Below are 14571 nucleotides of genomic sequence, written 5' to 3' on the forward strand. Positions count from 1 at the left end.
TGCCGGCGGTGTCGATACGGGCCAGGACTTCGCCCGAGGTCACGGTGCTGCCATCGCCCTTGACGATTTCAGCCAGCACGCCCGAGGCGGGGGCCGGCACTTCCAGCACGACCTTGTCGGTTTCGACTTCGATCAGGATTTCGTCCGCTTCGACGGCAGCGCCGGGCTGCTTCTTCCAGGTCAGCAGGGTCGCTTCGGAAACGGATTCGGAGAGTTGGGGGACGACGACGTCGGTGATAGCCATTTTGTTTATTCCGTAGAGTGTGTGTTCTGGACCGCGCGACACGGACAAAGTTCGAAACCGGGTTTCTGCACCTTGCCGCGCGCCGCGCGTGCATCGGGTTGGGTTACTTGGTCAGCATGGCCTTGAACTTGGGCGCGAAAGCCGCTTCGATCAGCGCCTTTTGCTGCTCCTGGTGCTTGGCCAGGTAGCCCACCGCCGGCGAAGCCGACGCGGCGCGACCGGCGTAGCCCAGCTTCTGGCCTTCGACCATGTTCTCGTACACGTGATGCTGAACGTAGAACCACGGGCCCTGGTTCTGCGGTTCGTCCTGGACCCAGATCACTTCGGTTGCCTTCGGGTACTTGCGCAGTTCGGCCTCGAACGACTTGTGCGCGAACGGGTACAGTTGCTCGACGCGGATGATGGCGACGTTGTCGGCGCCACGTTCACGGCGGGCATTGACCAGATCGTAGTAGACCTTGCCCGAGCAAGCCAGCACGCGCTTGACCTTGGCGGCGTCGATGGCCTCGTCGACCTCGCCGATCACCGGGCGGAAGCTGCCGCCAGCCAGTTCGGTCAGGGGCGAGCCGGCGTCCTTGTTGCGCAGCAGCGACTTGGGCGTGAACAGCACCAGCGGCTTGCGGAACGGACGGATCATCTGGCGGCGCAGCACGTGGAAGATCTGCGAAGCCGAGGTCGGCTGGATCACCTGCATGTTGTTGTCGGCGCACAGCTGCAGGAAGCGCTCGATGCGGCCCGACGAGTGCTCGGGACCCTGGCCTTCGTAGCCGTGCGGCAGCATCAGGGTCAGGCCCGACTGGCGGCCCCACTTGGCTTCGCCGGAGCTGATGAACTGGTCGATCACGACCTGGGCGCCGTTGACGAAGTCACCGAACTGGCCTTCCCAGATGGTCAGCGTGTTGGGTTCGGCGCTGGAGTAGCCGTATTCGAAGCCCAGCACGGCCTCTTCGGACAGCACCGAGTCGATCACGGTGAACGGGGCCTGGCCTTCCGAGACGTTCTGCAGCGGAATGTAGGTGCCGTCGTTCCAGCGTTCGCGGTTCTGGTCGTGCAGCACGGCGTGGCGGTGCGTGAACGTGCCGCGGCCCGAGTCCTGGCCGGTGATGCGGATGGCGTAGCCCGACGACACCAGCGTGGCGAAGGCGAGGTGTTCGCCCATGCCCCAGTCCAGGTTCATCTCGCCCTTGGCCATGGTGCGGCGGTCGTTCAGCAGCTTGGCGACCAGCGGGTGCACCGTGAAGCCTTCCGGCACGGTGGTGATGCGTTCGCCGATGCGCTTGAGCTCGGCCAGCGGCACGGCGGTGTCGGCCTGGTCGGTCCACTTGGCGCCCAGGAACGGCGACCAGTCGATGGCGTACTTGCTCTTGTAGTCGGTCAGCACCGGTTCGATGGTGCGCTGGCCGTCTTCCATCAGCTGGCGGTAGTCCTTGACCAACTGGTCGGCTTCGCCTTCGGCCAGCACGCCCTGCGTGGTCAGCTTGTCGGCGTACAGCTTGCGCGTGCCGGGATGGTGGCCGATGCGCTTGTACATCAGGGGCTGCGTCAGCGACGGGGTGTCCTGCTCGTTGTGGCCCAGCTTGCGGAAGCAGACGATGTCGACGACGACGTCGTGGCGGAACTGCAGGCGGTAATCCAGGGCCAGCTTGGTGACGAACACGACGGCTTCGGGATCGTCGCCGTTGACGTGGAACACCGGCGCTTCGATCATCTTGGCCACGTCGGTGCAATACAGCGTCGAGCGCGAGTCGCGCGGATCCGACGTGGTGAAGCCGATCTGGTTGTTGATGACGATGTGCATCGTGCCGCCCGTGCCGTAGCCGCGGGTCTGGGCCAGGTTCAGGGTTTCCATCACCACGCCCTGGCCGGCGAAGGCCGCGTCGCCGTGCACCAGCACCGGCAGCACCTGCTTGCCTTCGGCGTCGCCGCGGCGTTCCTGGCGGGCGCGCGCGCTGCCTTCGACCACGGGGTTGACGATTTCCAGGTGGGACGGGTTGAACGCCAGCGACAGGTGCACCGGACCGCCACGGGTCGACAGGTCGCTCGAGAAGCCGTTGTGGTACTTCACGTCGCCGTCGGTCAGGCCTTCGGCGTGCTTGCCTTCGAACTCGGCGAACAGGTCGCCGGGCATCTTGCCCATGATGTTCACGAGCAGGTTCAGGCGGCCGCGGTGGGCCATGCCGACCACGATTTCCTGGACGCCGTTTTCACCGGCGTGGTTCACCACTTCGTCCATCGAGGCGATGAAGCTTTCGCCGCCTTCCAGCGAGAAGCGCTTCTGGCCGACGTACTTGGTGTGCAGGAAACGCTCGAGGCCTTCGGATTCGGTCAGCTGCTGCAGGATGTGGCGCTTTTCCTCGGCCGTGTAGCTCGGCGCGCCCAGCGTGGTTTCCAGGCGTTCCTGGATCCAGCGCTTGGCGGCGGGGTCGGAGATGTGCGTGAATTCGGCACCGATGCTGCGGCAGTACGTGTCGCGCAGCGCCTTCAGGATGTCGCGCAGCGTCATGGTGCTGGCGGTCGTGAAGTAGGTGTTGGTGGCCGAGTAGGTCTGGTCCAGGTCGGCTTCGGTCAGGCCGTAGAAGGCCGGATCGAGTTCCGGGATCGGCGGACGTTCCTGGCGCTTGAGCGGATCCAGGTCGGCCCAGCGCGAACCGAGCGAACGGTAGGCGGCGATGAGCGATTGCACCGAGACTTGCTTGGAGGCGACGCTCAGGTCGGGTTCGGCGGCGCGTTGCATGAAGGCATTGGCCTTGGCGCGCTGGGCGAACGATTCGACGATGGGAGCGTGGGCCTGGTCGCGGGTGGATTCCTGGCCGTCGGTGGCGGGAGCGTGCTGCAGCTGGTCGAAGTATTCGCGCCAGTTGTCAGGTACCGAACCGGGGTTGTCGAGGTAGGCTTCGTAAAGCTCCTCAACGTAGGGGGCATTCCCCCCAAACAAGTAAGACGTGGATAGAGATTCTATTTCCGAAGACATAATCGCTTCACCTTTACGAGTGCTTCACTCGATTACGATGCAGGAAAACCTTCCGCGACACGGGCTTCCCGTTTAGCGGATAGCAGGGGCAGAAGGCGCGTACAAGCCTTGAAAGCCGTATGGATGAAAGTATAACCCTTTGAGTTTATGGGCGTCTTCTTGCGATTGCGTGACGCAAAAGCGCATACGGAATGGCTTCATGCGGTGTTGGAATGTCCGCGCAACCCCTGCAATTACGCCGTCTACGCGCCAGCAAATTCCGCCAACGAAAAATGCCGCATTGCGGCATTTTTTTCGGCATCCGCGCCGGATGTTGCGCAATTGCCTCGTCAGAGCGGCAATTCGGTGGTCGACAGGATCTCCTTGAGCACGAAAAAAGTGCGGATCTGGCGCACGCCGGGCAGCTTGATGATCTCGCCCGCGTGCAGCTTGTTGAAGCGTTCCAGGTCGCGGATGCGCAGCATCAGGAAGTAGTCGAACTCACCGGCCACCAGATGGCATTCGAGGCAACCGCTGATGCCGCGCGCGGCCGCCTCGAAATCGGTGAAGGACTCGGGCGTGGAGCGGTCCAGCACCACTCCGACGATGACCAGCGTGGCCATCTCGACCTCGGCCGGTTCCAGCAACGCCACCGTCTTGCGGATGATGCCCTCGGCGCGCAGTTTTTCCACCCGCCGCAGGCAGGCCGCGGGGCTGAGATGGACGCGCGCGCTCAGGTCCAGGTTCGTGATCTGGGCGTCCTGCTGCAGCAGGCGCAGGATCTGGCGGTCGATGCGATCCAGCCCGGCGATGGCGGCCATTTAATATGTCCCTATAAAATTTAATTTGGTATTTATTTTTTATTCATAAATATTAGATCGAAAAATAAATTCTCTGAAAAATTTAGACTGGATAAATCCCCAAAATACGCAATTGACCAATAATCCGACCGGTTCCTATGATTTTTCCATCCGCGGCGCCGTCCGCCCGGACCGACACTCCCAGGAGCCCGCATGGATCTGCAACGCTTTCCCCGCCATCGCCTGACCTTCGGCGACACTCCCATCGAAAAGCTCGAGCGCCTGTCCGCCCACCTCGGCGGCAAGGTCGAGATCTACGCCAAGCGCGAGGACTGCAACAGCGGCCTGGCGTTCGGCGGCAACAAGCTGCGCAAGCTGGAATACCTGATTCCGCAGGCGCTGGAACAGGGTTGCGATACCCTCGTGACCATCGGCGGCATCCAGTCCAACCACACCCGCATGGTGGCGGCCGTGGCCGCCAAGCTCGGCCTGGCCTGCGTGCTGGTGCAGGAGAACTGGGTGGACTATTCCGACGCGGTCTACGACCGGGTCGGCAACATCATGATGAGCCGGCTGATGGGCGCCGACGTGCGCCTGGTGGACCAGGGCTTCGACATCGGCTTCCGCCGCAGTTGGGAAGAGGCGCTGGAAGACGTGCGCAAGCGCGGGGGCAAGCCGTACGCGATTCCGGCCGGCGCCTCCGACCATGAGTTGGGCGGGCTGGGATATGTCGGCTTCGCCGAGGAAGTGCGGCGGCAGGAGGCCGAGCTGGGCTTCAAGTTCGACTACATCGTGGTCTGCGCCGTCACCGGCAGCACGCAGGCCGGCATGGTGGTGGGCTTTGCCGCCGACGGCCGCGCCAACCGCGTCATCGGCATCGACGCCTCGGCCACGCCGGACCAGACCCGCGCGCAGATCCTGCGCATCGCGCGCCGCACCGCCGACATGGTGGGCCTGGAGCGTCCCATCACGGACGGCGACGTGGTGCTGGATACGCGCTATGCCTACCCGGCCTACGGCCTGCCGTCGGCCGAGACCAACGAAGCCATCCGCCTGTGCGCGCGGCTCGAAGGGATGATGACCGACCCGGTGTACGAGGGCAAATCGATGCAGGGCATGATGGACATCGTGCGGCGCGGGGAAATCCCCGCCGGCTCGCGGGTGCTGTACGCGCATCTCGGGGGGGTGCCGGCGATCAACGCCTACAGCTTTCTCTACCGCAACGGCTGACGGCGGCTACGGCGCCAGCGGCTGGCCCTGCGGCGATCTGCGCTGAACGTCCGTTTTCCGATGTCCCCGAACAACCCGCCGGCAGCGCATGCCGGCGGGTTGTTCGCTTCATGGCGGCCGGCCTTGCGTGCCGTATTAGGGTCATCACTAATGATGTACATAAATTGTATACAGACAATGCGGTTTACCTTATCGTGTCGAACACGATGTCCACGCTTGCCCAGCCATGAGCACCTACGACGCCACTGACTCCTATCCGCGCGACCTGATCGGCTATGGCCGCAACCCGCCGCATGCGCAATGGCCCGGCAACGCCCGCATCGCGGTGCAGTTCGTGCTCAATTACGAGGAAGGCGGCGAGAACTGCGTCTTGCACGGCGACGCCGGCTCCGAACAGTTCCTGTCCGAGATGTTCAACCCGGCCAGCTACCCGGAACGCCACCTGAGCATGGAAGGCATCTACGAGTATGGCTCGCGCGTGGGCGTCTGGCGCATCCTGCGCGAATTCGAAAAGCGCGGCCTGCCGCTGACGGTGTTCGCCGTCGGCATGGCGCTGCAACGCCACCCCGAGCTGGCCGCGGCGCTGGTCGAACTGGACCACGAGATCGCCTGCCACGGCTGGCGCTGGGTGCACTACCAGAACGTGGACGAAGCCACCGAACGCGAGCACATGCGCCTGGGCATGGACGCCATCACGCAACTGACCGGCGCGCGCCCGCTCGGCTGGTACACCGGCCGCGACAGTCCGCGCACCCGCCGCCTGGTGGCGGACTACGGCGGCTTCGAGTACGACAGCGACTACTACGGCGACGACCTGCCGTTCTGGATGCGGGTGCAAAAGAGCGACGGCAGCGTGGCGCCGCAGTTGATCGTGCCCTATACGCTGGACTGCAACGACATGCGCTTCGCGCTGCCGCAGGGCTATTCGCACGCCGATCCGTTCTTCCAGTACTTGAAGGACAGCTTCGACGCGCTCTACGCCGAAGGCGACGAAGCGCCCAAGATGCTCAGCATCGGCATGCATTGCCGCCTGCTGGGCCGGCCAGGCCGCATCGTCGCCCTGCAACGCTTCCTGGACCACATCGCGCGCCACGACCGCGTCTGGGTCTGCCGGCGGCTGGACATCGCCCGGCACTGGCAGGCGCGCCATCCCTATCAACCCGCTCCCTGAACGGCGCAACCATGGCCCACACCCTCGCCCAATTCAACGACGCCACGCCGCAAGGCGCGGCCGCCATGCTGGCCGACCTGTATCCGCACGCGCCCTGGGCCGCGGAGCAGGCGGTGCGCGCGCGACCGATGCACAGCGTGGCCCAGTTGCAGCTGGCGCTGCAACGCGCGGTGGACGACGCCGATGCCGCCACGCAACTGGCGCTGCTGCGCGCCCAGCCTGCGCCCGATGCGGGAACCGACGCCGCCGCGCTGATCGCCGACCATGCCGCGCGTTTCGGCTTTCCCTTCGTGCTTTCCCGATACAGCCCGCGCGGCGCCAGCCTGCAAGCCACGCAGCTGGTCCAGGCGCTGGAGCGCCGCCGGCACAACGCGCCGGACGACGAACGCCGCGAGGCCCTGCGCCAGTTGCACCGCGACGCTGAAGTGCGGCTGTATGAACGCTTCGGCGTCGAACCGGAGCTGGGCAACGACATCTGGGACTGGCAGGAAAAGCTCAGCGCGCACAGCGACCCGGGCTACGCCGAGAACGGCCAGCTCACCGTCACCTACCTCACCGACGCGCACCGCGCCTGCGCGCAGCGCATCTCGCACTGGATGCGCGACTGCGGCTTCGACGAAGTCGGCATCGACGCGGTCGGCAACGTGGTCGGCCGCTACCACGCGGCCCACGCCGATGCGCCCATCCTGATGAGCGGCAGCCATTACGACACGGTGCGCAATGCCGGCAAATACGACGGCCGCCTCGGCATCTTCGTGCCGATGGCCTGCGTGCGCGCGCTGCAGCGCCAGGGCCGGCGCCTGCCCTACGCCATCGAAGTGATCGCCTTTTCCGAAGAAGAAGGCCAGCGCTATCCGGCCACCTTCCTCGGTTCCGGCGCGCTGATCGGCGACTTCCAGCCGCGCTGGCTCGAACAACGGGACGCCGACGGCATCAGCATGCGCGAGGCCATGGCGCGCGCGGGACTGTGCGTCGATGACATTCCCAAGCTCAAGCGCGACCCGGCCCGTTACCTGGGCTTCGTCGAAGTGCACATCGAACAGGGTCCCGTGCTGAACGAAATGGGCCTGCCGCTGGGCGTGGTCACCTCCATCAACGGCTGCGTGCGCTACCGCGTGCGGATCCACGGCACCGCCTGCCACGCCGGCACCACGCCGATGGATCGACGCCGCGACGCCGCCGTGGCCGCGGCCGAACTGATCGTGTTCGTCGAAGGCCGCGCCGCGCGCGACGGCGACTCGGTCGGCACCGTCGGCATGCTGGAAGTGCCCAACGGCTCGATCAACGTGGTGCCCGGCGAATGCCGCTTCAGCCTCGACCTGCGCGCCCCCAGCGACCCGCAGCGCGATGCGCTGGCCAGCGACGTGCTGGCCGAACTGGAAGCGATCTGCCTGCGCCGCGGCCTGCGCTACACGCTCGAGGAAACCATGCGCGCCGCCGCCGCGCCCAGCGCGCCGGCCTGGCAGCAGCGCTGGGAACGCGCGGTGCAAGCGCTGGGCGTGCCGGTGCATTGCATGCCCAGCGGCGCCGGCCACGACGCCATGAAGCTGCACGAGATCATGCCGCAGGCCATGCTGTTCGTGCGCGGCCAGAACGCCGGCATCAGCCACAACCCGCTCGAATCCACCACCAACCACGACATGCAGCTGGCCGCACAGGCGATGCAGCGGCTGCTCGACGATCTCGCCAACGACGCAACGAGCTGAACCATGACCGATTACGCCCGACTCGACGCCTGGGTGGACGCCCACTTCGACGAAGAAGTGCGCTTCCTGCAGGAACTGGTGCGCGTGCCGACCGACACGCCGCCGGGCAACAACGCCCCGCACGCCGTCCGCACCGCCGAACTGCTGCAGGGCTTCGGCCTGGCGGCCGAGTCCCATCCCGTGCCGGCCGATGAAGTGCGCGCCTACGGCATGGAGTCCATCACCAACCTGATCGTACGGCGCGAATATGGCGCCGGCGGCCGCCGCGTCGCGCTCAACGCCCACGGCGACGTGGTGCCGCCCGGCGACGGCTGGGAGCACGATCCGTACGGCGCCCAGATCGAGGACGGCTGCCTCTACGGCCGCGCCGCCGCGGTCAGCAAGAGCGACTTCGCCAGCTTCACCTTCGCGCTGCGGGCGCTGGAAGCCGTGGCCCGTCCGAGCCAGGGCGCGGTTGAACTGCACTTCACCTACGACGAGGAATTCGGCGGCCTGCTCGGTCCCGGCTGGCTGCTGCGCCAGGGCCTGACGAAACCCGACCTGCTGATCGCGGCCGGCTTCAGCTATGAGGTCGTGACGGCGCACAACGGCTGCCTGCAGATGGAAGTGACGGTGCACGGCAAGATGGCGCACGCCGCCATCCCCGCCACCGGCGTGGACGCGCTGCAAGGCGCGGTGGCCATCATGAACGCGCTCTACGCGCAGAACGCGCGCTACCGCGAGATCACTTCGCGGGTCGAAGGCATCAGCCATCCCTACCTGAACATCGGGCGCATCGAGGGCGGCACCAACACCAACGTGGTGCCCGGCAAGGTCGTGTTCAAGCTCGACCGCCGCATGATTCCGGAGGAGAACGCGGCCGAGGTGGAAGCCGACATCCGCCGCATCATCGGAGAGGCCGCGGCCGCCACGCCCGGCATCCGCGTCGAGATCAAGCGCCTGCTGCTGGCCAACGCCATGCGGCCGCTGCCCGGCAACCAGCCGCTGGTCGACGCCATCCGCAGGCACGGCCAGGAGCTGTTCGGCGAATCGATCCCCGCCATGGGCACGCCGCTCTATACCGACGTGCGCCTGTATGCCGAAGCCGGCATCCCCGGCGTGATCTACGGCGCCGGGCCGCGCACCGTGCTGGAATCGCACGCCAAGCGCAACGACGAGCGCGTGGTGCTGGAAGACCTGCGCCGCGCCACCAAGGTCATCGCCCGCACGCTGGCCGACCTGCTCCAGCCGGCATGAAAAAAGGGCATGACGCGCGCGTCATGCCCTTTCTGTCCTTGCCTGGCGCGACGCCTGGCCTATGGCTGCGCCAGGCGCATCACCCGGCGCCAGAACAGCACCGCCACCAGCGCGAACACCGCCAATCCCAGGAACGAGGCGGTGCGCGCGAATTCCTCGCCCGCGATCGCCAGCGGCGCGTCGGTGCCGGAGGCGCCGATGATCGCCGCCATCACCACCCCCACCAGGCTCTCGCCCACGATCAGGCCCGAGGCGATCAGCACGCCGCGCCGGTTGGCGGCGTCGGCGAACGATGCATAGTCCTTGCCGGCGGCCGCGGCGCGGCGGCGCAGCGCGCGCTCCAGCAGCCAGGCCAGCAGCGCGCCGACCACGATCGGCGCCGCCACGGTCGGCGGCAGGTAGATGCCGATGCCCACCGCCAGCACCGGGATGCGGGCGACCTTGCAGGTGCGCTTGAGGATCTCGTCCACCACGATCAGGCCCACGCCCACCGCCATGCCGATCAGGATCATGGTCCAGTTCAGTTGATGCGTGAAGATGCCGCGCGCGATCGCCAGCATCAGCGTGGCCTGCGGCGCCGACAACGCCTGGGACGGGTCCATGCCTGCGCGCGGCATCGCATCGGCGAAGCCGTAGGCGTTGTACAGCAGGTCCAGCACCGGCGAGATCACCGCCGCGCCAAGGACGCAGCCGATCAATAGCGCAACCTGCTGGCGCCACGGGGTCGCGCCGACCAGCCAGCCGGTCTTCAGATCCTGCAGATTGTCATTGGAGATCGAGGCCACCGCCACCACCGCCGACGTGCTGAAGATCGCCAGCGCGATGGTCATCTGCACGCCATTCTGCACCGCCAGCAGTTCACCGCCCAGGACCAGCAGCAACAGCGACACCAGCACGATGGCAACGATGCCCACGCCCGAGATCGGGCTGGTCGAGGTGCCCACCAGGCCGGCCATGTAGCCGCAGGCCGCCGCCACCAGGAAGCCGAATACGAAGGCGAACAACACCGCGTAGGCCACCAGCTTCCAGACCGCCGCGGCCGACAGCGGCGCGTCCGCCAGGAACACCTGGAACGTGATCACCAGCACCGCCACCAGCACCAGCGTGACGACCGAGATCCAGCCCGCGGACAGGTCGCGCTCGGTGCGCGGCGCCTTGCCGGCGCGCGCCGCGCCCGCGCGGGTCAACGCCGAGAAGGAGGCCTTGACGCCACGCGCCATCGGCATGAACAGCGTCGCCAGCGTCCAGATGGCGCCCACGCCGATCACGCCGGCGCCGATGAAGCGCACCTGCGACGACCACAATCCGGTGGCGAACTTCGCCAGCGACATGTCCGCGGGGATCTCGGCCATCGAGGTCAGGATCGGCACCGCGATGCCCCACGAGATCACCAGGCCGGTCAGCATGGCCAGGCCGGCCACGATGCCGATCAGGTAGCCGGCGCCCAGCAGCGCCAGCGAAAACCCCATCGGCAGCCGGAACACCGCGCCACCCAGCGCGAACCAGCCGCTGACGCCGTCGCCCAGCACCCGCAGGCCGCTGGCCGCGAAGCTGACCGCCGCCGCCACCACGCCGCCGCTGACGATGTCGCCCATGCCGGTGGCGGCCGGCCCGGCCGGCGCCCGCCCGGCATCCGCTGCCACGTCCTGGGCGCGCTCGGCGCTGCCGACCCGCAGGATCTCCGCCGCCGCCACGCCTTCCGGGTACGGCAGGTCGCTCTGCACCACCATCACGTGGCGCAGCGGAATCGTGAACATCACGCCCAGCATGCCGCCAGCGGCGCAGATGCCCAGGGTCTGCCAGAACGGAAAGCCCTGCCAGTGGCCCATCATGACCAGGGCGGGCAGGATGAAGATGATGGCAGACAGCGTGCCGGCCGCCGAGGCCTGCGTCTGCACCATGTTGTTCTCGAGGATGTTGGCGTCCTTGAACAGGCGCAACACCGACATGGAAATCACCGCCGCCGGGATCGCCGACGAGAAGGTCAGGCCGACCTTGAGCCCCAGGAACACGTTGGAGGCGGTAAAGATGATGGTGATCACTGCGCCCAGCAGCACGCCGCGGAACGTCAGTTCCGGTAGCGTGACCTCTGCCGGGACGCTGGTGGGTTGAGTCATTGAAGTCTCCCTTTACTGGCCGGGACGCGATCCCGCCTGTGGGGCGGGACGGCCCCGGCTATCAGGGCGTTGCCGCCCTGTCTGGTTGCCGGTTTGTTTTTTATGAAGGGCGAATTCTAGCGCCTTGGCGTCCAGCAGGTGGTCACCACCGGTAAGCGGCCCTGGGCGGCAGATCCTGCCGCCCATCCCCAGCCTGGCAAACGATTATGCTGAAAACCTGCTTTTCACGGCGGTATTTTGATCACCCATGCCCCGTGGACAGGACTAGCATGGCGCTACAAGGAGACAAAACCATCATGTGCGACGCCAGCCATTCCTCCGCCGGACCAGACCCCCGGCATGACGCCGATCCGGCCGAAACCGCCGAGTGGCGCGACGGCCTGCAGTCCCTGGTCGAGGCCTCGGGCGCCGAGCGGGCCGGCTATGTGCTGGATAACCTGCTGGGGCATGCCGCCACGCTGGGACTGCGCGCCAACAGCCAGACGCGCACCGCCTACCTGAACACCATTCCCGCCGACCAGGAACCTCCCTTTCCCGGCAACCTGGCGGTCGAGGAACGCATCGCCCGCATCAACCGCTGGAACGCGCTGGCCATGGTGGTGCGCGCCAACCAGGCCCATGGCGAGCTGGGTGGCCACATCGCCAGCTACGCCTCGGCCGCCGACCTGTTCGAGGTCGGCTTCAACCACTTCTTCCGCGCCGCCGGCGCCGACGGTCCGGGCGACCTGGTCTACATGCAACCGCACTCGGCGCCCGGCGTCTACGCCCGCGCCTACCTCGAAGGCTTCCTCAGCGAGGACGACCTGGCCCACTTCCGCCAGGAAATCACCGCCACCTCGCGCGGCCTGCGCGGGCTGTCGTCGTACCCGCACCCATGGTTGATGCCGGACTTCTGGCAGTTCCCGACCGGCTCGATGGGCATCGGCCCCATCAACGCGATCTACCAGGCACGCTTCATGCGCTACCTGGAACACCGTTCGCTGGTGCCCGCGAGTGACCGCAAGGTCTGGGGCATCTTCGGCGACGGCGAGATGGACGAGCCCGAATCCATCGCCGCGCTGACCCTGGCCGCGCGCGAAAAGCTCGACAACCTGGTGTTCGTGGTCAACTGCAACCTGCAGCGCCTGGACGGCCCGGTGCGCGGCAACGGCCGCATCATCGACGAACTCGAAACCCTGTACGCCGGCGCCGGCTGGAATGTCATCAAGCTGGTCTGGGGCAGCGACTGGGACGCCCTGCTGCGCCGGGACGGCAACGGCGCCCTGGCGCGCGCCTTCGCCAACACGGTGGACGGCCAGTTCCAGACCTTCGCCGCCAACGACGGCGCCTTCAACCGCGCCCACTTCTTCAACCAGAATCCCGAACTGGCGGCGCTGGTGGCCGACTGGACCGACGAGGCCATCGACCGGTTGCATCGCGGCGGCCACGACATGGTCAAGATCCACGCCGCGTATCACCGCGCCGCGCATCACCGCGGCCAGCCCACCGTGATCCTGGCGCAGACCAAGAAGGGCTTCGGCATGGGCGCGGCCGGCCAGGGCAAGATGACCACCCACCAGCAGAAGAAGCTGGACGACGAGGCGCTGCTGGCGTTCCGCGACCGCTTCGCCCTGCCGATCTCCGACGCCGACTGCCTGGCGCTCAAGTTCTACCGTCCCGCCGAAGACAGCGCCGAGCTGCGCCACCTGCAGGCGCGCCGCGCCGCGCTGGGCGGCCACATTCCGCGCCGCCGGACGCAGGCGCCGCGCCTGTCGCCGCCCGCGGCCGAGCAGTGGGCCCGCTTCGCGCTCAACGCCGACGGCAAGGAAATGTCGTCCACCATGGCCATCGTGCGCATGCTGACGGCGCTGTTGAAAGACCCGCAGGTCGGCCCGCGCATCGTGCCCATCGTGGCCGACGAAGCGCGCACCTTCGGCATGGCCAACCTGTTCCGCCAGATCGGCATCTATTCGGCGCAAGGCCAGCTGTACGAACCCGAGGACATCGGCTCGGTGCTGTACTACCGCGAGGCGCGCGACGGCCAGATCCTGGAAGAAGGCATCACCGAGGCAGGCGCGATCTCGTCGTGGACGGCGGCCGGCACCAGCTACTCGGTCAACGGGCTGCCGATGCTGCCCTTCTATATCTATTACTCGATGTTCGGCTTCCAGCGCATCGGCGACCTGATCTGGGCCGCGGCCGACCAGCGCACGCGCGGCTTCCTCATCGGCGCCACCTCCGGCCGCACCACGCTGGGCGGCGAAGGCTTGCAGCACCAGGACGGGTCCAGCCACATCATGGCCGCGGCCGTGCCCAACTGCCGCGCCTACGATCCGGCCTACGCCTACGAAGTCGCGGTCATCGTCGAGTACGGCATGCGCCGCATGCTGGACGAACAGCGTGACGAATTCTTCTACCTGACCGTCACCAACGAGAACCTGGCGCAGCCCGACCTGCCGCGGGACGGCGCGGCGGCCGAGGGCATTCTGCGCGGCATGTACCGCCTGCGCCCGGCCCGCCAGCAGGCGGCCGTGCGCCTGCTGGGCGCCGGCCCCATGCTGCGCGAAGCGGAAATGGCCGCCGAGCGCCTGCATGCGGAGTACGGCGTGGATGCCGAGGTCTGGAGCGTGACCAGCTTCTCCGAACTGGCGCGCGACGGCCGCGAGGCCGAACGCGCCCGCGCGCTCGGCCTGCCTGCCGCGCCGGACGCGGACTGGGTGCGCGCCTGCCTGGGCGGCAGCGACGCGCCGGTGGTGGCCGCGACCGACTACGTGCGCGCCGTGCCCGAGCAGATCCGCGCCTGGGTGCCCGCGCCCTACCGCACGCTGGGCACCGACGGCTTCGGCCGCAGCGACACCCGCGCCCGCCTGCGTGACTTCTTCGAAGTCAGCGCCGACTGGATCGTGCTGCATGCGCTGGACAGCCTGGGCCGGCAGGAGCAAGCCAACGCATTGCGCCTCAAACTGGGCGCGGCCGATCGCGCCACGCCGCCCTGGGTGCAATAACACCCTGAAAGCAAAGGAGAAAAGCCCCGAACCGGGGCTTTTCTCCTTTTTCTCCGGCGTCATCACGAAGCGCGCCGCCTTGATCAAAATCGGACGATCGCTGCGGTGCAGCAACCAATTCGCGCCGCTTTCT

The 14571-nt window shown here is 67.2% G+C and carries 9 protein-coding genes; 5 read left to right on the plus strand and 4 right to left on the minus strand.

The annotated features are described in order from the left end of the window. The 3 genes from DK459_RS13925 to DK459_RS13935 all read right to left on the minus strand — a co-directional run. Window positions 1-244: biotin/lipoyl-containing protein (locus tag DK459_RS13925; protein WP_304529618.1), on the minus strand; the 244-nt coding region annotated here is incomplete at its 3' end. Window positions 245-347: 103 nt separating this feature from the next. Beyond that, the gene (locus DK459_RS13930; protein WP_110134820.1) at window positions 348-3215 is read right to left on the minus strand and encodes a 2-oxoglutarate dehydrogenase E1 component; all 2868 of its coding nucleotides are present in this window, start codon (window positions 3213-3215) and stop codon (window positions 348-350) included. A 329-nt stretch (window positions 3216-3544) separates the two neighbouring features. Continuing rightward, complete coding sequence (locus DK459_RS13935) at window positions 3545-4015, minus strand: Lrp/AsnC family transcriptional regulator (RefSeq protein WP_020924635.1); 471 nt, start codon at window positions 4013-4015, stop codon at window positions 3545-3547. 192 nt (window positions 4016-4207) lie between these two features. Between DK459_RS13935 and DK459_RS13940 the strand changes: the two genes are divergently transcribed. The 4 genes from DK459_RS13940 (at window position 4208) to DK459_RS13955 (ending at window position 9337) form a co-directional block, all read left to right on the plus strand. Then, the gene (locus tag DK459_RS13940; RefSeq protein WP_107315969.1) at window positions 4208-5224 is read left to right on the plus strand and encodes a 1-aminocyclopropane-1-carboxylate deaminase; all 1017 of its coding nucleotides are present in this window, start codon (window positions 4208-4210) and stop codon (window positions 5222-5224) included. 226 nt (window positions 5225-5450) lie between these two features. Next, window positions 5451-6395 carry an allantoinase PuuE gene (puuE, locus tag DK459_RS13945; protein WP_020924637.1) on the plus strand — a complete coding sequence of 315 codons (945 nt, stop codon included), beginning with the start codon at window positions 5451-5453 and terminating at the stop codon, window positions 6393-6395. Window positions 6396-6406: 11 nt separating this feature from the next. Beyond that, the gene (locus DK459_RS13950; protein WP_110134821.1) at window positions 6407-8101 is read left to right on the plus strand and encodes a hydantoinase/carbamoylase family amidase; all 1695 of its coding nucleotides are present in this window, start codon (window positions 6407-6409) and stop codon (window positions 8099-8101) included. Between the two features lie 3 nt (window positions 8102-8104). After that, window positions 8105-9337, plus strand: a complete 1233-nt coding sequence (locus tag DK459_RS13955) for a M20/M25/M40 family metallo-hydrolase (RefSeq protein WP_024068144.1) — start codon at window positions 8105-8107, stop codon at window positions 9335-9337. 59 nt (window positions 9338-9396) lie between these two features. Here DK459_RS13955 and DK459_RS13960 read toward each other — a convergent pair whose 3' ends face one another. Continuing rightward, window positions 9397-11454, minus strand: coding sequence for an OPT family oligopeptide transporter (locus tag DK459_RS13960; RefSeq protein ID WP_053500451.1), 2058 nt, complete (start codon window positions 11452-11454; stop codon window positions 9397-9399). Between the two features lie 296 nt (window positions 11455-11750). Here DK459_RS13960 and mdeB point away from each other — a divergent pair, with 296 nt between their 5' ends. Further along, complete coding sequence (mdeB, locus tag DK459_RS13965) at window positions 11751-14438, plus strand: alpha-ketoglutarate dehydrogenase (RefSeq protein ID WP_110134822.1); 2688 nt, start codon at window positions 11751-11753, stop codon at window positions 14436-14438. Window positions 14439-14571: the final 133 nt, after the last annotated feature.

Origin of the sequence: Achromobacter sp. RW408 (genome assembly GCF_003184165.1) — a bacterium.
Classification (GTDB): Bacteria; Pseudomonadota; Gammaproteobacteria; order Burkholderiales; family Burkholderiaceae_B; genus Achromobacter; species Achromobacter xylosoxidans.